Origin of the sequence: Marinobacter sp. MIT932201 (assembly GCF_047123295.1) — a bacterium.
Taxonomy (GTDB): Bacteria; Pseudomonadota; Gammaproteobacteria; order Pseudomonadales; family Oleiphilaceae; genus Marinobacter; species Marinobacter salsuginis.
The window spans coordinates 3,259,482-3,275,897 of sequence record NZ_CP138917.1 but is presented as its reverse complement, the minus strand read 5'-3'; the positions used below and the strand labels follow the sequence as shown (position 1 = coordinate 3,275,897).

Annotated in this window: 17 protein-coding genes; 7 read left to right on the top strand and 10 right to left on the bottom strand. The window is 56.7% G+C overall.

What is annotated here, in order from left to right:
- Window positions 1–84: 84 nt before the first annotated feature.
- A complete protein-coding gene (locus tag SIC15_RS15030; RefSeq protein WP_412536321.1) occupies window positions 85–990 on the top strand; it encodes a LysR family transcriptional regulator in 906 nt (301 codons plus the stop codon).
- Here SIC15_RS15030 and SIC15_RS15025 read toward each other — a convergent pair.
- Complete coding sequence (locus tag SIC15_RS15025) at window positions 987–2,447, bottom strand: PLP-dependent aminotransferase family protein (RefSeq protein WP_412536320.1); 1,461 nt, start codon at window positions 2,445–2,447, stop codon at window positions 987–989. The genes SIC15_RS15030 and SIC15_RS15025 overlap by 4 nt on opposite strands.
- A 93-nt stretch (window positions 2,448–2,540) precedes the next feature.
- Between SIC15_RS15025 and SIC15_RS15020 the strand changes: the two genes are divergently transcribed.
- Window positions 2,541–3,143: a pyridoxamine 5'-phosphate oxidase family protein gene (locus SIC15_RS15020; protein WP_069184310.1), complete on the top strand. Its 603-nt coding sequence runs from the start codon at window positions 2,541–2,543 to the stop codon at window positions 3,141–3,143.
- Here the strand turns inward: SIC15_RS15020 and SIC15_RS15015 are convergent.
- The 7 genes from SIC15_RS15015 to SIC15_RS14985 form a co-directional block, all read right to left on the bottom strand.
- Complete coding sequence (locus SIC15_RS15015; RefSeq protein ID WP_412536319.1) at window positions 3,138–3,614, bottom strand: hypothetical protein; 477 nt, start codon at window positions 3,612–3,614, stop codon at window positions 3,138–3,140. The two genes, SIC15_RS15020 and SIC15_RS15015, sit on opposite strands and share 6 nt — an antisense overlap.
- 115 nt (window positions 3,615–3,729) lie before the next feature.
- Window positions 3,730–4,293, bottom strand: coding sequence for a hypothetical protein (locus tag SIC15_RS15010; RefSeq protein ID WP_349342635.1), 564 nt, complete (start codon window positions 4,291–4,293; stop codon window positions 3,730–3,732).
- Window positions 4,283–5,074 (bottom strand): ABC transporter ATP-binding protein, encoded by a 792-nt coding sequence (locus tag SIC15_RS15005; RefSeq protein WP_349342636.1) that lies wholly within the window; start codon window positions 5,072–5,074, stop codon window positions 4,283–4,285. Before SIC15_RS15005 ends, SIC15_RS15010 begins: the two co-directional genes overlap by 11 nt.
- 26 nt (window positions 5,075–5,100) lie before the next feature.
- Window positions 5,101–6,123: an ABC transporter substrate-binding protein gene (locus SIC15_RS15000; protein ID WP_349342637.1), complete on the bottom strand. Its 1,023-nt coding sequence runs from the start codon at window positions 6,121–6,123 to the stop codon at window positions 5,101–5,103.
- Window positions 6,124–6,173: 50 nt separating this feature from the next.
- Window positions 6,174–6,986, bottom strand: coding sequence for an ABC transporter permease (locus tag SIC15_RS14995; protein ID WP_349342638.1), 813 nt, complete (start codon window positions 6,984–6,986; stop codon window positions 6,174–6,176).
- Window positions 6,987–7,050: 64 nt separating this feature from the next.
- On the bottom strand, window positions 7,051–8,067 hold the full coding sequence (locus SIC15_RS14990) for a fatty acid desaturase (protein WP_349342639.1): 1,017 nt from the start codon (window positions 8,065–8,067) through the stop codon (window positions 7,051–7,053).
- A gap of 23 nt (window positions 8,068–8,090) precedes the next feature.
- The gene (locus SIC15_RS14985) at window positions 8,091–8,963 is read right to left on the bottom strand and encodes a sugar phosphate isomerase/epimerase family protein (protein ID WP_349342640.1); all 873 of its coding nucleotides are present in this window, start codon (window positions 8,961–8,963) and stop codon (window positions 8,091–8,093) included.
- A 254-nt stretch (window positions 8,964–9,217) separates the two neighbouring features.
- Here SIC15_RS14985 and SIC15_RS14980 point away from each other — a divergent pair, with 254 nt between their 5' ends.
- Together SIC15_RS14980 and SIC15_RS14975 are read left to right on the top strand one after the other, a co-directional pair.
- Window positions 9,218–9,541, top strand: coding sequence for a hypothetical protein (locus SIC15_RS14980; RefSeq protein ID WP_349342641.1), 324 nt, complete (start codon window positions 9,218–9,220; stop codon window positions 9,539–9,541).
- Between the two features lie 36 nt (window positions 9,542–9,577).
- Window positions 9,578–10,483, top strand: coding sequence for a homocysteine S-methyltransferase family protein (locus SIC15_RS14975; protein WP_412536318.1), 906 nt, complete (start codon window positions 9,578–9,580; stop codon window positions 10,481–10,483).
- On the opposite strand, the gene SIC15_RS14970 is transcribed toward SIC15_RS14975, so the two are convergent.
- Window positions 10,480–10,743, bottom strand: coding sequence for a hypothetical protein (locus tag SIC15_RS14970; RefSeq protein WP_227549436.1), 264 nt, complete (start codon window positions 10,741–10,743; stop codon window positions 10,480–10,482). The genes SIC15_RS14975 and SIC15_RS14970 overlap by 4 nt on opposite strands.
- 191 nt (window positions 10,744–10,934) lie before the next feature.
- On the opposite strand from SIC15_RS14970, the gene SIC15_RS14965 reads away from it, so the two are divergent.
- The 3 genes from SIC15_RS14965 (at window position 10,935) to SIC15_RS14955 (ending at window position 15,498) form a co-directional block, all read left to right on the top strand.
- Window positions 10,935–11,795: a LysR family transcriptional regulator gene (locus SIC15_RS14965; protein ID WP_412536317.1), complete on the top strand. Its 861-nt coding sequence runs from the start codon at window positions 10,935–10,937 to the stop codon at window positions 11,793–11,795.
- Window positions 11,796–11,861: 66 nt separating this feature from the next.
- Complete coding sequence (locus SIC15_RS14960; protein WP_412536316.1) at window positions 11,862–13,745, top strand: monovalent cation:proton antiporter-2 (CPA2) family protein; 1,884 nt, start codon at window positions 11,862–11,864, stop codon at window positions 13,743–13,745.
- A gap of 55 nt (window positions 13,746–13,800) precedes the next feature.
- Window positions 13,801–15,498, top strand: a complete 1,698-nt coding sequence (locus SIC15_RS14955) for a BamA/TamA family outer membrane protein (protein WP_412536315.1) — start codon at window positions 13,801–13,803, stop codon at window positions 15,496–15,498.
- On the opposite strand, the gene SIC15_RS14950 is transcribed toward SIC15_RS14955, so the two are convergent.
- Window positions 15,495–16,343 carry a DMT family transporter gene (locus tag SIC15_RS14950; protein ID WP_412536314.1) on the bottom strand — a complete coding sequence of 283 codons (849 nt, stop codon included), beginning with the start codon at window positions 16,341–16,343 and terminating at the stop codon, window positions 15,495–15,497. The genes SIC15_RS14955 and SIC15_RS14950 overlap by 4 nt on opposite strands.
- Window positions 16,344–16,416 lie beyond the last annotated feature (73 nt).

Here is a 16,416-nt window from a genome sequence, read left to right as displayed (position 1 = left end):
TTGATTCAATACCTGGAACGGATTCTATATCTTCACTTTTGTTGGTAATATCGACAAAAAATTATTTCAGGTATGCATTTCTGAATGGATTGGCGAGCCGTTAAATTTGACTGGAACCGAGCACGCGCATTCCTGGTGACTGCGGAGGAGGGATCTCTCTCGGCTGCCGCAAAGGCGTTGGGCGTTTCGCAACCAACCCTGGGAAGACAGGTTGCGGCACTGGAAGAAGAGCTTTCTACAGCGCTTTTCGAGCGGGGTGGTCGAGGGCTGGAACTGACTCGGAATGGCCTGGATCTGCTTGCCTACGTTCGAGCGATGGGGGAGGCCGCCAGCAGCCTCTCGCTCGCGGCAACCGGTCGGGCAACATCCATTGAAGGCGAGATTGCGATTTCAGCATCGGAAATCACTGCAGCCTACATTCTGCCGTCCATTGTTCGAAGACTCCGACAGCAGTATCCGGGCGTTCGCGTCAATCTTGTCGCGTCCAACGAAGCCAGCGATCTTCGCCGGCGCGCAGCAGATATCGCCATCCGTAATTTTCGGCCCACCGAACCCGATCTTATCGCCCGAAAGGTGGGTGAATTCTCTGCGACTCTTTTCGCTACACCGAAAATCCTGGCTGATCTGCCATCGTCGATGACCGAGGATCTTTGTAAGGCTCCATTCATCGGCTTTCTCTCAAACAATGAGAGATACATGGGAGCCTTGGCGCAACGTGGCCTCAAGCTGCAGGATGAGCAATTTGTTGCCAGGACGGACAGCCATCTGGTTCATTGGCAATTGACTCGGGCGGGTATCGGTATTGGTATGATGCCCGTTGAATTGGGTGATGCAGAGCCTGACGTTGAGAGAGTCTTCGAGGATAAGGTGTTCGGCGGCGATGTCTGGCTGGTATCACATCGGGAACTCAGGATGAACCTGCGGGTTCGGACGGTCTTTGATTTTCTGGCTGCTGAACTGTCTGGGTACTTTGGGAAGTCTGAACGTTAATTCGAGAGAGATTGGTTTGCTAGCCTGTCCCTCAGGTCGGTAACGCATTCTGTGATTTCACGCTCGTTGGCACTGGCAAAGCCCATTACCAGGCCCGTTTTCGCGTTTTTCCCCAGGAAGTGTGCGCTGAGCGGCGTGCTGCCAAAGCCTCTGGCTTTCAACCATTGGCTGAGAGCCACATCATCAAAAGCCCCTTCCAGCACCAGATGCATTCCCGCGCTTTCCGCCACTGGTTGGGCAAGTCCACCGAGCTTTTCGATTACCTCATGCTGGAAGCGTTGCCATTTGTCCCGGTAGAGCTGGCGCATTCGCCTGAGATGACGTGTGAACTGACCACTCTCAATGAATTCGGCGATGGTAGCCTGGGTAAGGAGCGGCGTCTCGCCACCGCTGATCTGCTTTGCCCAGAGTAGGGGTTCGACAACCGCTTCCGGAACCACCAGGTACCCGACGCGCAATGCGGGTAGCAGAGTCTTGCTGAAACTGCCCATGTAGAGCACGGGCGCATTCTCGAACAGGCCCTGAATGGCGGCGAAGGGCTTGTTGTAGAAGTGGAACTCGCTGTCGTAGTCGTCCTCGATGATCCAGCATCCGGTTCGCTGGGCCCACTGTACAAGCGCCATCCGCTGGGACAGATCCAGGATGCCGCCCATGGGGTACTGGTGCGTGGGTGTGCAGAACAGGAGCCTGGCCCTGGCCGACTCGAGGCCAGGCAGCGCCTCCACATCCAGGACCTGGTTTTTGAGAGGGATTGGAATCAGTGGATTGCCAAAGCGGCCCAGCGCGTTCCGGGCGCCACGGTATCCGGGGTTTTCACACAGGATGCTGTCACCTGGTTGCAGAAAAACATCCGCTAACAGCGAGAGCGCCTGCTGGGCGCCGTTGGTTATGATCACCTGATGCTCTTGGCAACGAACACCGCGGGAGGTTCGCAGGTAAGCGGCGATGGCGCGTCTCAGGGGTTGATAGCCCTGGATGCTGTCGTATCCCCGCAGTGATCGGCGGCTTTCCTGATGATGCATGATGCGATTCCAGGCCCGAATCGGAAACGCGTCCAGGTCCGGCAGGCCCGGCTGGAACGGCAAGCTGGCGTCTTCCACGGGTTTTGATTTTCCAGAGGGCCGCGCAGGAAGCGGCGGCAGCTCCATGCCAACCCCGACAGCTTTGTCCACGCCTGGTCCGGATGGTTTGACGACTGATTTGATGTCTTCGTGGACAAAGATACCCTTGCCGGCACGACTTTGAAGAAAGCCCTCGGCCTTGAGCTGTTCGTATACGGCGTTCACCGTGTTGCGGCTGATGCCCAGGTCCTGGGCCATCTGACGGCTGGGCGGCATTTGGCGCCCGGCCGGATATCGTTGGTCGAGTATCCGTTCGGCCAGTTGCTGATACAGCTGGTGTTGCAGTGGATGCTCACCATCCAGCCGGAGATCGTCAATCACGTCAACTGGTCCCATTTAAATTCATAATCTGGATCTTTTGATGGTATCAGAACTGCCTTTCAATAGAAGTACGTTTTTTTGAAGTGCAAGACCAGAAAGGAGCTTTTGATGACAACGACTGATGTGGCCCGCATTGGTGCGTCCCCGCTGACTTCCTGTCCGCGCAGTAGTGTGCAGAGGGCAGCCAAGAGAGCCAGTTATGATCGGGAAACAGCCTACAAACTGATTGATCGACTAAAAACGGCCCACCTGGGATTTGTTGAAGAAGGTGAGCCCCGGATCATTCCGATCACCGCCTGGCGGCTTGGTGATGATCTCTTCGTGCATACGCTGAATGGCGGACGGTTGTCCCGACGTCTGGAATCGGGCGCATTGCTCTGCATCTCCTTCGCCGTGACAAACGAATGGGTGATGACCAAATCGGCGTTCAATCACAGTGCCAACTATGAATCACTGGTGTTGTTTGGCCATGCGGTTCCGGTAACTGATGATGCTGACTTTGATGCCGCGTTCCGCGCGATTATCAACCAGATTGAGCCAGGACGGTGGGAACAGGTCAGGTCACCAAATGACAAGGAGCGAAAAGCAACGGCGTTATTCCGGATACCGATTGAAGAGGGGGCGTTCAAAAGCCGCACCGGCGGACCGAATGACGATCCGGAAGATCTCGGGTTGCCGGTGTGGCATGGGACTTTGCCAGCCGGATTATGAAGGCTCTCCGGGTGAGGTCTGGTCTTTAGGAGCCATTCGGAGGAATACACCCAACGATGCAAGGAGCAGAGCAGTGCTCGCGATAATAGCGACCGGATAATAGAGATTTCCAGCCAGCTCCAGCTGGCTGTACTTGATGATCATGATCAGGCCTTCCAAAGACATCGCAACACAAACCGTGCCTATAAAACGCGGCAGTGTTCGCCGCATCATGGTGATGACATCGTGCGACTCTGAACGTCCGCTGTATTCGGAACGAATAACCATTGCCAGCTCGTATACGGCAAGAGCGATGATGCTTCCGTTGACGCCTTTGATCAGGGCCTGCATAAGTTGCTGCCCAGACTGGAGGGCTTCAATCACTTCCATGACAGTGGCACTGACCAATGTGAAAGCAAGCACGAAAAAAACCAGCGAAAATAATCGGGCGAATAGAGCCCTGACCGGAATAGCAGCCAGCATATTGACCATATTGGTTAACCCTCAGCGTATATCTAGTCAGGCGCAGGCTACTGATGACAGAGGTAGATTTCGCTTAAGGATTGCTCATTTTTTGGTAATCTCTGATCCCGTTAAAGCGCCCCGATCAAAAATAGGGAAAGGATGTTGTTCGGGTGCATCTATAGTAGTTTTTCAGCCCGGCTGCGGCCCATGATTCGAAAGAAATGAATCGTCCCGGCCATGCGATCGATTCGAAAGGCCACGCCAGATCCAGCCAATCAATGATCTCGTGTTCGATTCGCTCGGCAACCTTTTTATCGAGGTTGAGGTGAGTCCACAGGTACGCTTCAGCGTCATGGCCCATGCTAGCGGTAGGATAGATGTAAAGGCATCCAAGACATTCCCGTTGGTCCGTGTCGAGGAGATGGTAAGCGAAAGATTTGCCCAGTTCGAACTCATTTGCATGCCATGCGAGGTCGGCCTCATCCATGCTTCGGCTAAGATCTCCTGGGGGCCAGTCATCTTCGGGGCCAAAGAGGTGCTTCAGCTTGCTCCGACTCGCGACAACGGCTTCGAAATCCAAATCTGTCCACTCTGGCCCTGCGGGAATGAGGCGAGCGTAGGTTCCCTCCCAGCTCTTGGGCACCGAAAAGCCTTGTGGCAAAAGGGGCTGGAATCCCTCTGGGCGGGCAGCCAGATCAGGCAGCATCCCGACCTTCCTCCCCCATCAGTCGACGAATCTGGAGTTCGAGGCGCCGGTATTCATCTGACTGCAGGAAGGCTTCGCGGTCGTTTTCCGGCAGATCGACTTTGAAGTCCGTATGGATCGTTTCTTTCAGGCGGCCAGGGTGGCGTGACAAGAAGTACACCACGTCTCCCAGGTAAAGTGCTTCCTCAATGTCATGAGTTACGATCAACACGGTATTTCGTTCCTTGCGAACCACGTTCAGCAGCAGGTCCTGCATTTGCCAGCGGGTTTCCGGATCCAAGGCGCCGAAGGGTTCATCCATCAATAGTAGCTCAGGGTAGTTGGCCAGCGTTCGGGCGATGGCCACGCGCTGTCGCATACCGCCAGAGAGCTGGTGAGGATAGGTACTGGCGAATTTTTCGAGACCGACGGCCTGAATGAAGTGGTCAACGGTTCCCTCATTCAACGCACTGCGATCGCCGTTGATTTTAAGTCCGTAGGCCACGTTCTCCCGCACGGACAGCCAGGGAAACGAAGTGTAGTCCTGAAATACCATGCCCCGGTCCCGGCCGGGCTGGGAAACCGCCCGGCCATTGAGGTTAATGTCGCCTTCCGAAGGTTTCTCAAGGCCTGCAACCATGCGCAGCAGGGTGGATTTGCCACAACCTGAGGGGCCCAGCAATACGCCCACCTTTCCTGCCGACAATGACAGCGAGATGTTTTCAATGGCCTGAACGGTCCGCCCGCCAGATTTGAACACCTTGCTTACGCCTGTGATAGAAAGACCTGTGTTGGAAGACATGGGGTGGCTCCTTTTCTGCGGTCGGGTCAGAGCGTGGATTTAAGCGGTGTCATATCCACCCCGGATTCCATTGGATGGCGCTCTTCTATGAGACCGAATTTGAGCCACCAATCGGTAACAGTCTCCCAGTTGTTGGTAACCTGGCCATTGGGCAGGCCCAGAGGCAGTTCGCCCGGCATCAGTCCCATGTACTTGGCAGCCTGCGCCTTGTCGAAGATCCAGATCCCGCCTTTGTAGATCTCGCCGTCTGTGCCCAGAACTTTCTCAACGTCGGCAACCGGGAAGTTTAGGCCTTCGGCGATGATCTTGTTGGCTTCGGTGGGGTTGGCTTTCCAGAAGTCTACAGCATCGAAATAGGCCTGCATGACCTTGGCAGCTGTTTCCGGTTTTTCCTTGAGAAAGTAGTCGCTCATGTACATGGCATCGCCCAGCAACGCTGTCTCGATCCAGCCGGGTTCCTCGGAAGTAGCGACAACCGTTGCGCCTGGCAGGGCATCCAGTGCCTGGGATCCGAACGGTTCCCAGAATTCAGCGGCCGCCACGTCACCGCCAACAAGGGCGCCAACGGCATCATCCATGATCAGGTTGGTGAACTGGACCTCATCAATGCTGACGCCATTTTCTTCCAGCCAGATGCCCATAAAAATCTGGGTGAGGCCGCCTTCAAGAACGGCGACAGACTGGCCCTTCAGGTCTTCAGCACTGTTCACGCCGGGTGCCAGAACGATCTTGTCTGTGCCGTAGGAGGGGTTGGTATAGGTGACCATCTTTACCGGCACCTCTTTATCGGCCGCAATGGGCGCATATTCTGCGGTGCTTGAGGTTACATCCAGCGCGTCGGCCGACATTAGCGCAAAGCTTTCATAAGGGTCTTCAATGATCGCAATTTCGAACTCAAGGTCAGGTGCCAGGTTTTTCTCCTGAGCGATGAACCAGAAGCCATAACCAGGCCAGGAGAACAGTGACAATCTGACCTTTTCAGCCGATAGAGCCGTGCTGGAAAGCAGTGCCAGGAGCACCAGGGGCATTCCACGTTTGAGCCAGTTCATTTTTGATACCTCTTGGGTTGGAAAACGAATCGGAGATGGTATTTCATGCTTCACTTCGCCTGTCCGAGATAGGGGAAGCACTTCCGGTAAATCAGTCGGAACAGAACATCGAACAGCAGGCCGAGCACACCGATGGTGACAATGCCCGCCATGATGTCGTCCACGTGTACAAAACGTTTGGCCCGCATCATCATCGCCCCGATACCGTCGGTCGCCGCGACAATTTCCGCGATGACCAGGTAGGTCCAGCTCACGGCCAGCATTTGCCGGCAGGTGTCCACATAGCCGGGGAGCGAGTTCCGGAACAACACGGTCCAGAGGATGATGCGCCGGCCGCCGCCCAATGTTTTAGCGGTTTCGATCAGCACCCTGGGCGTCTGCCGGGTGACGTCGGCCAGCATGATGACCAGGAAAAACACCACGCCCATCAGCAACAAGGTGATTTTCTGGCTGTCGCCGGTCCCGAGCCACATCAGAAGCAGTGGGATGAACGCCGGAGCCGGCAGGTAGCGCCAGGCTCCGAGCAATGGGTTGAGGATACTGTCCACCCGGGCGAAGGAGCCCATCAGGAGGCCTAACGGCAGGGCAATCAAGATGGCAATACCGAAGCTGATAACAATCCGGCTCACACTCGCCAACACGTCACTGAAGAACGCTTTCTCCAGAAACAATTCCCGAAGGGAGCTGAAGACAGCGGCTGGGCCGGGATACAAGCGATCAGGCGCAAGATCCATCTGGGACGTCACCTGCCACAGAGCAAGAAACGCAACCCAGCCGACGGCTCCGAGCACCAGTCGCTGACCACCGGGCACGCTCTGATTGAAATCAAACCACTTGTCCGGCTTCGGTCCGACCTTGCTCACGGTAGTCCTGGTCAGTGGTTGCGATGTGGCCTGTCCGGAGAGTTTTGCAGTCATGGGGTGAGCCTCAGAAAGCGGTCAGGAAGCTGAGTCCGTAAACGGGGACTGCTTTGCCATCCCGCAGGGCTTCGGGAACTTCCACCTGGCCGTAGGTTTCCGCGTAAATGCCCGCCAGGCGATTCCGGTGGTAGCTCCTGAGCTGTCCTCTCAGCCCTACTGTCCGGGTATAGTTGTCGCCGTAGAGTTCCCTGTGCAACGCAGGCAGCTTGTACCAGGGCATAGTCGGTTTGGTGTGGTGCGCGTTGTGATAGCAGAAGTTCAGCACCAGCAGGTTCAGCGCCGGCCATCGACGGCTGATGAGGTTGCTGTAGGTATTGTTTTCCTCGTACTCGCGGTTGCCTTTGTAGGGAAACACAGCATCGGGATCATTCAGGTTCACCAGGATTTCATAGTTGTGCTGGTAGGCATCGAAGAAGCGGAGCACAGTGAGCATCAACAGATAGGCAACCGCATACAACAACACGGCTTTGAGGCTCCAGGAGGCCAGCGCGAGCAGAAGTAGTGTCCTGATCGCGATGACTGCCAGAGACCGTCTCCGGTGCTCGCGGTTGCCGATACTGGTGAATGGGGCAATGATCAACATGGCATGCATCACAATGTCGACAGCCGGAAAGTAACACCACTCGAGGGCAAAGACGGCTTTCTCGGTTCTTGGGTGCGCTTTGAGCCATGCCCGGTAGTCGAAGGAAATGGGGTCGGCATTGTCCACATGGTGACGCATGTGTTTGTAACGGAGGTCTTCGTAGGTGCCGTAGCAGCCGCCAGTGAGCCAGTTCAACGCCTTGCCAAGGCGGGTGTTGTACTCGGTTTTCTTGAACAAAGCATTATGTCCGCAGTCATGTATCAGGTAGGCGGCGATGACCATCCCATGGCCGCAGGCCAGGACGCCGATAATGGGCAGAAGAAAACCCGGCTGGGCCATAAGTACCCAGCCACCGATATAGGTCGTGAGGATGTAGGCCAGCACAAGCGTCAGCGGCCAGACACCGTCTGAATAGCGAAAATGCTGAGTCAGATTGAACATGGTCCTGTTCTCTCCCAGAAGGTTTAAGCGATTTTAGATGTTTTGGTTGCCGCGGACTGCCAGCGCTGGAAGTGGGCCAGTTCTTCCTCTCCAATCCAGCGGTTCAGGGACCAAAGGTCTGCGATGGGCGCCTTGGTGAAGGGCAACAGGTGCAGGTAGCCATCGGTACCGAACTCCGGAGTCATGGTGGTGACCTCCAGGCCGCGTGCTATTTGGGATTCCCAAACGGCCTCCCAACACGCCTGATGTGAGGCGAGAGCATCCGCATATTCAGGCGCGGCCGGGTGCGGTACCTGCGGCCCCTGATCGTAGCCGACGCGGGAATGAATATGGCGGGCCTGCTGGGCCGTGCGCACAATGCAGTCCCATTCGATGTGAGGGAGTCGCTCGCTGACCACGGCCCAGTGGCTGAAGTCACATGTCACATCGATGTGCGGTACTTTCTCCAGGATGGCAACGGTGTTCCATGGGCTGAAAAAGCTCCGTCCGCGATGAGTTTCGAAGCTGGCTGGGACGTTGTGTTTGTCCGCAATGTTCTGGGCTTCGGAGAAGAAACGCACGGAATCGTCAATTGGCCAGGCATCGCACCCCCCCATGACATTGACGAATTCGGGTTTCAGGCCAGTGTATGAGGCGCTGATTATCTTCGCTTCAAAGTCTTCCAGATGCTCTGTTATCGCCGCATGGCGTCTTGGCACATAACTGCCTGCCGTACAGATTTCCTGAATCCAGAGCAGTCCGTTTGCGGCGAGGGTCTCACCAAAGACTGCGGCTTCGGCCGGAGCGTCTGGTACCGGCGCTTCGATTCCTGAAAACCCCGCCTCTCTGACTTGATCAATGGCTTCTGCCAGAGAACCCTCGTGTCCCCAGAGGGTTTTGAATTGTCTTAGGTCCACAGTCGTCTCCCGAGCAACACTTGAGAATTTCCCCTGACCCGCTGCAACCGTTGTGCCATAAGTTCTAAAAGGCTTTAAATATACAAGCTGGCATGTAAGCTGCGGGGTTTGATTGGTGCTTAAGGGCTCTGTGAGTGGTAAACAATGGTGCGCCTGCACGCAGCAAGTGCACTCCCGGGGCTTTTTATTTGCGCCCGGGCTTGGGCTACCATGTCCGGCCTGACGATCATCCGGTATCAAAAGGCAACCACTTTATGTCTGAAGATCCTTTGAAAATTCTTTCCGACCTGGCCAGCGATGCCCATGCCCGCATCCAGGCAGCCCATCAGCACATCAATCCGGTGGTGGAAGTTCGCCGGGGTATGCGCGACGCCGGTGTACCCGCGGATGTGATGACCATTGACTGTTTGCGAACCCGGCGAAGAATTACGCTGATTCTTCACGATGAACAGCCTGGCGTTCTGCTATATCAGTTTGTGACCATCGAGGATGAGGTGGGCAATGACTTTCAACAGATGGCACTTGGCGACATGACAACCACCAAACTGTTCGAGTGGATTCAGGACTATTTTGGCTGACTGGCGCTAATTAAAACGCACCCTGACGAGGACTTTATGAAACCTGTTGCACTTCTCGACGGCGGCCTGGGCCAGGAAATCTATCGCAGGGCCATGAATGTTACGTCACTGCTGTGGTCGGTGGCGGTCATGCGGGAGCAACCGGAGGTTGTCACCGATGTCCACGCTGACTTCATCAGGGCGGGCGCCCGGACCCTTACACTGAACACCTATGCCGCGACGCCAACGCGACTGGCCAGAGAGGGCCTCGGCGACGAGATTGGTGCAATCCATCAGCGCGCTTTCGAGGTGTTGGAGCGAGCCATCGCGTTAACCGGCGCCGAGGTTGATATCGCCGGTTGTCTGCCACCGCTGGTTGGTAGCTACCGTGAACAACCTGCCCGGACGTTCGAGGACTTGAAGTCAGAGTTCGATGTGCTCGTGAAATTGCAGGGTGGCGCGGACGTTTTCCTTATCGAAACCATGACCAACTCGCTGGAGGCGAGCGCCGCTTGTGCTGCCGCCAGTGAATCAGGTAAGCCTTTCGGCGTGGCATTCAGGCTGGAGGCCGATGGCAAGCTCCGGTCAGGAGAAACCCTCGCAGAGGCCGTCGAAGCGGTGAAGGCGTCAGGACCAACGGCCATTATGCTCAATTGCTGCGACCCGGAAGTCATTTCGCTGGCAATGCCAGAGCTGGCCGGTTTGTTCCCATGCACCGGTGGCTACGCCAACGCGTTCAAAACGGTTGAGCCGATGGCCGGCGGAGCGCTGGTGGATGAACTGGAAGCCAGACCGGACGTTTCTCCCGGGCTGTATGCGCTTCAGGTGAAGCAGTGGCTGGAGGACGGCGCAGCCGTCGTTGGCGGCTGTTGTGAAATCACGCCGGAGCACATCAGCCATCTGGCCGATGTGCTGACAGACGAGTATCGCCTGATAAAGTTCTCGGAACTGGCCCGCCGTTAACCGGCGAGTCGAGGGCTTTTCGTCCTGCGCGCTTCCATGGCGCGTTTGGAGCGGCGTGCCTCGATGTATTGCATTGCATCATTCCGGATAGGAAGGTGCAGTGCCCCTTCCAGATCAAGGCGTTCGTAACCAAGATCGGAAAGCGTATCGTCTTTTTCTTTAAGCAGTGACTGCGCCATACGCCGGAATTTCTGACGCCTTGCGTACCCTTCAATCCACTGCATTGCGGCGTTTGCGTGATGCTCTGTGTGCTTCAACATGTCTACGGCCCCGAGTGTTGGTGAATGGCTTGCCGCAGCTCGTTTAGAGGTGTTGTGTTACTCGCTAACGGGTGCCTGTAACCAATATTCTGGTGTTGTTTTTGCCTTCAATCAAACGAAAAGAATTTAAGATCTTGTTCAGTTATGCTTAAGGGAGTTGCCGGTCATCAATCCAACCGAAAGGTCCGCACATGAATATGCCTCTGCTTGATAACGACGTGCTCAGGAGTTTCATTGCCATTGCGGAACACGGCACGTTCACCAGTGCCGCCAAGGCTGTGCACCGAACGCCGTCAGCCCTCAGCATGCAGATCAAACAGCTTGAACAGAACCTCGGCAAAACTCTCTTTATCCGGGAGCCCAGGAGAGTCTCTCTGACGGCGGAAGGTGAGGTTCTCCTGGATTACGGGCGCCGGCTGTTACGCCTTAATGAAGAGGCCGTGCAGCATTTCCTTGCGCCAACCCTCGAGGGAAAAGTGGGTATTGGCACTTCCGACGATGTTGGCACCCGGATTCTGCCGGACGTTCTGGCGGAATTTGCCAGATCCTACCCTGCCGTGCTGGTTGACGTTGTGGTTGGCTCTAGCAAACAGAATCTGGCGCGTCTGGATGCCGGTGAACTCGATATGACCCTGGTGACCGTGGCCGATGAGGGACGAATCCCCCGTGGCGAGGTGGTTCACGAAGAACCGCTGGTTTGGGCCGGGAGAGAGGGCTCATCGGCCTATCAACGTTCTCCGCTGCCGATTGCCATGGCCCACGAAGGATGTGCCTGGCGGCGCATGACACTCAGGGCACTGGACAGGGCGGGCATACCCTACAGGATTGCCTACACCTGTGAGCATTGTTCCGGCCAGGAGGCGGCAATGCTGGCGGACTTGGCCGTGGCCCCGTTTCCGCAAAGCCTGATCCGCCCGCCTCTGAGAGAGGTAGCCGGTGATACCCTCCCGCAAATCGGATTCTATCAGCTGGCTTTGGTACGGCGGGGTTCAAACCCCCTGAATGATGCGCTCGCGTCTCATGTGAAAGAAGCGTTCCAGGGTCTACGCTAAACGAAGGCGCCACGAATGGACCGTTGCGCACCCCTGGCCCCCGATTTTCAATCAAGGAAACTATAGATGACAGTATATTTCGTCCAGGCGTTTATCTACCTGGTCGCAGCGGTAATTGCTGTGCCCCTGGCAAAACGACTGGGGCTCGGCTCGGTCCTCGGCTACCTGGTGGCGGGTGTGGTGATTGGTCCTGTCACCGGGCTGGTAGGGCAGGAAGCCAACACCATCCAGCATTTTGCCGAGTTTGGCGTCGTTATGATGCTGTTTCTGGTAGGCATGGAGCTCGACCCCAAGGCGCTGTGGGCCATGCGGGTCCGTCTGGTCGGTCTTGGCGGACTGCAGGTGGTGTTGACTGCGGCCGCCGGTATGGCAGTGGCTGCCTGGCTCGGGCTTCAGTGGCAGACAGCGCTTGCGGTCGGCCTGATTTTCGCCCTGTCGTCCACGGCGATTGTCCTGCAGACACTCAACGAAAAGGGATTGGTTAAAACTGAAGGCGGTCGCAGTGCCTTCTCGGTATTGCTGTTCCAGGATATTGCGGTCATTCCCATGCTCGCACTGATTCCGCTGCTGGCGTTGCCGGAACTGATGGCGGCCGGTGGGGCTGCTGAAGACCATGGAACCCGCTTGAGCCTGGTAGACAGCCTGCCAGGCTGGGCCCATGGGCTGGTTGTGGTGGGGGCCATCGCCGCCGTGGTTGTGGGTGGCCATTACCTGAGCAGGCCCCTGTTTCGGTATGTGGTGCAGTCCGGTTTGCGTGAAGTCTTTACTGCCACCGCGTTGATGCTGGTGGTCGGAATTGCGGCCCTGATGAGCCTGGTGAATCTGTCTCCGGCGCTTGGGGCCTTCCTGGCCGGTGTGGTGTTGGCTAACAGTGAATTCCGGCATGAGCTGGAAGCGAATATTGAGCCGTTCAAGGGACTGCTTCTGGGCCTGTTCTTTATTACCGTGGGCGCGGGCATCAATTTTGACGTTCTGGCTGAGCAATGGGGCACGGTGGTGTCCCTTGCGGTGTCCGTGATTGTCGTCAAGGCCGCGATTCTGCTGGGCCTGGCGTTGCTGTTCAGGGTTCATGGCAGTAATGGCTGGCTGTTCACGCTATCTCTGGCTCAGGCTGGTGAATTTGGCTTTGTGCTTCTGACCTACAGCGTCCAGAACAACGTGATTCCTGTGGACACCTCCCAGATTCTGTCCCTGGTAGTCGCGCTGTCCATGTTCCTGACACCGTTGCTGTTTATTGTCTATGACCGGCTGGTGTTGCCGCGCTACCGGCGATCCCAGAACGATGAGCGGGAGGCGGATACCATCGACGAGCAGGCGCCGGTTATCGTCGCCGGAGTTGGTCGTTTTGGCCAGATAGTCTGCCGGTTGTTGCGGGCCAACAATGTCCCGATTGTTGCGCTGGACCATGAGATTGAACAGATCGAGAACCTCCGGCAAATCAATATCAAGAGTTTCTTCGGTGACGCCAGCCGGCCGGATTTGCTGGAGACCGCCGGCATCGAACAGGCCCGCTTGCTTGTGGTGGCTATCGACGATCGGGACCGTTCGGTCCAGATGGTGGAGCACGTAAAGCAGTTTTTCCCCGGTGTCTGGGTGTTGGCACGGGCTTTCGACCGGGGGCACGGCTACCGGTTGAGGGAAGCAGGTGCCGATGACGTCGTGAGTGAAACCTATCATTCGGCACTTGAGCTCGGCGGTCACGCCTTGACCGCTATGGGTGTGCACCCGATGCGTGCCCGCCAGATGACCTGGGCATTTCTCGACAACGAAAAAGCCCACGAGGATGAGTTGTTCGAAGCCTGGAAGGAAATCGAGGAAGGTATCCGGTTCAGCCCGCGTTATGGTGAACTGTTCATGAAGCTGGAAGAAGCGCTCAGTAGCGCCATGCACCGTGACTGGGAAGAGCCGAAACAGGAGGATGTTCCTGTATGGCGACCGCCCGACCGCTGACAGTGAAACAACGCTGGGCTAGATTAGTGTCGGTACGGCTGTTGAGGTGAGTGTGGTGTTCAGGAAAACGCTTGTTGTTTCAGGCTTGGTTTTCGCCGGGTCCTGCGCTGCTGCCGAGACGAATAGAAACGATTGTATTGCCAGCAGCATTCAGCCGGAAGCCATTGATCTGGACAAACCGAGGGACCAACTCGCCCGGCAGAACGATCTGGTCATTCCGGAGGGCGCGCGCATTGGTAGCATCCGCGTTCTTCGCCGTCCGATCTTTGATACCACCGATCCGGAGCAGAACAACGCGCTGTATCGAACCCTGAACGCCCTCAACACGCCTACCTGGGAATCTGCGCTGCGGGCCCAGTTGGTGTTCGAGCAAGGCGACGTCTACGAGCCCGAGCTTATTTCCGAATCCGAGCGGGTGCTGCGCCAGCGGGAGTATCTGACCGCAGCCTGGGTGGGCGTTACCCGGGTTTGTGGGGACGAACTTGAGGTAAGTGTTCTGACGCGGGATACATGGACGCTTTTCCCCAGCGTTGGTGTGTCGCGATCCGGTGGTGAGAACACCACCAACTTCGGGGTGTCTGATCCCAACTTTGCCGGGTCAGGGAAGAGCCTCGGTATAGGCTATGCAAAGGACCCCGATCGTACAGAAACAAGTCTCTACTTTGATGATCCCAACGTGCTGGGCTCGCACTGGCAGGCCGGGTTCTCGTTCGATGAACGGAGCGACGGCCGGGGCCGAGGCGCCTACCTTGAGCGGCCTTTCTTCAGCGAAACCACCAACTGGCGATTTGGCCTCAGTGGTATCGACGATGTCCGGGAGGAATCCCGCTACGTAGGGGCGGAGGCCATTGCCGATTATCGGCGCAGCCACGAATTTTTCAGCATTGATGGAGGCTGGCGCCTCGCTGAGAGGGACGACCGGCAACTGAGATTGCTTGCAGGCTACCGCTACGATGCGCTGGTATTCGACCGTTTACCCAACGAACCCAATCTCGACATCCTGCCGGAAGACAGAACCCTGAGTTATCCCTGGATTGGCTTCGATTACCGCCAGAATCGCTTCCGGGAAATGACCAACCTGACCCGGCTTCAGAGGGTCGAAGATGTGCGGGATGGCTTCGTGTGGCGTACCGAACTGGGTTATTCCGGCAGCGGGCTGGGTGCCACTGAGGACCGTGTGGTTCTCAATATGGATTTCCGGGATGTGCTGCACGTAACCGAGACCAACTATGCCAGCTATACCCTCAGCCAGAGCGGCACATACCGCCTCGACGAGGATCGGGTGGAAAACCTGCTGGGCACAGCAAGCGTGCAATACTTTCATGGCGGCTCGGAACGCTGGAACAGCTGGTACACCAACCTGGCGTTCACCGCAGCACACAATCTGACGGCTGATCAGCAGCTGCTCATCGGCGGCGAGAACGGGCTGCGCGGTTACCCAAGTGAGTACCAGCAGGGCAATCGCCGGGTGCTCTGGACCCTGGAGCGACGTTACTTCCCGGATTGGCATCCGTTCCAGTTGTTCCGGGTGGGCGGCGTAGTGTTTACCGACGTCGGCCGGGCCTGGTTCACCGACGACCGGAATAGTGGTCCTGACGAAGGGGTGCTGAAAGATGTCGGCTTTGGCATGAGGCTGGCGTCCAGCCGCATCGAGGTGCAACGGATGCTGCACCTCGACTTTGCCTTTCCGCTGGACGGCGACGACAGTATTGATGATTTTCAGATACTGTTGCGGGGTCGAAGCCAGTTCTAGCGCACAGGTTCTGCCTGAGCCACACTGGTTTGCGCTTTCTTCCTGTTGCTTATCCTGAGCCCGAGGATCACCAGGAATGCACCCAGCCAGATGGTTACAGAGTAGTGCTCCTCGAACCATAAAACACCTATGAGCAATCCGAAGACGGCCGCCACGGCTCCGAGCTGACTGTAAAAAACCGGGTTGGAGCGACGCTGGAGTTCAAAGGCGCAAAGGTAGGTCAGCGCCGTTAGTAGTCCCTGCAGAATCACAATGCCAATTAGATCCGATCCCGTGCCCTCCGGAAAAATAGGGGTGTCCGTCAGGCCGGCGACCAGGGCAAGCGTGAAGGCCGACGCCAGCAGCGTACCCGATGCAAGGACCATGGGTTTTACATCATCAGGCCAGGCGACTGAGCGATAGACGTTACCGATGGATAGCATCGCCGGGATAATCAGGCCCATGGCGAACCAGACTATGTTCGGGCTGCTGATCTCGGAATGACGTTGCAGCACAATCCAGGCGCAGGCGACGACCGCAATGGATAACCCGGTCAGTTTGATCCAGCTTCGTTTTTCCAGGCCGATGCTGGTGGCGAGCAGGAACGTAAAGATTGGGGGGAGGGCATACATGATTCCCGTGAAACCGGCTCCGAGTTTGGTCACCAGATAAAATCCGATCACATTCGGGATCGCGATACCAGTCAAGCCGCTGATGAGGAAATAGCGGGTCAGGCGACGTTCCAGCAGAGAACGGCGTTTTTGGGAGCACAACAGTAGAACGGCTCCTGCAATGAGCGTTTGCCAGAAGGCATAGGTGACGGCAGGCATACCCTGAGATGTTGCCGCTTTCGCCAGTGCCAGCATCAGTGCAATCAGAAATCCGTTGGCCAGCAGTAGGCCCCAGATCAGGGCTTGGGGAGGGATAAAGGAACGCTGC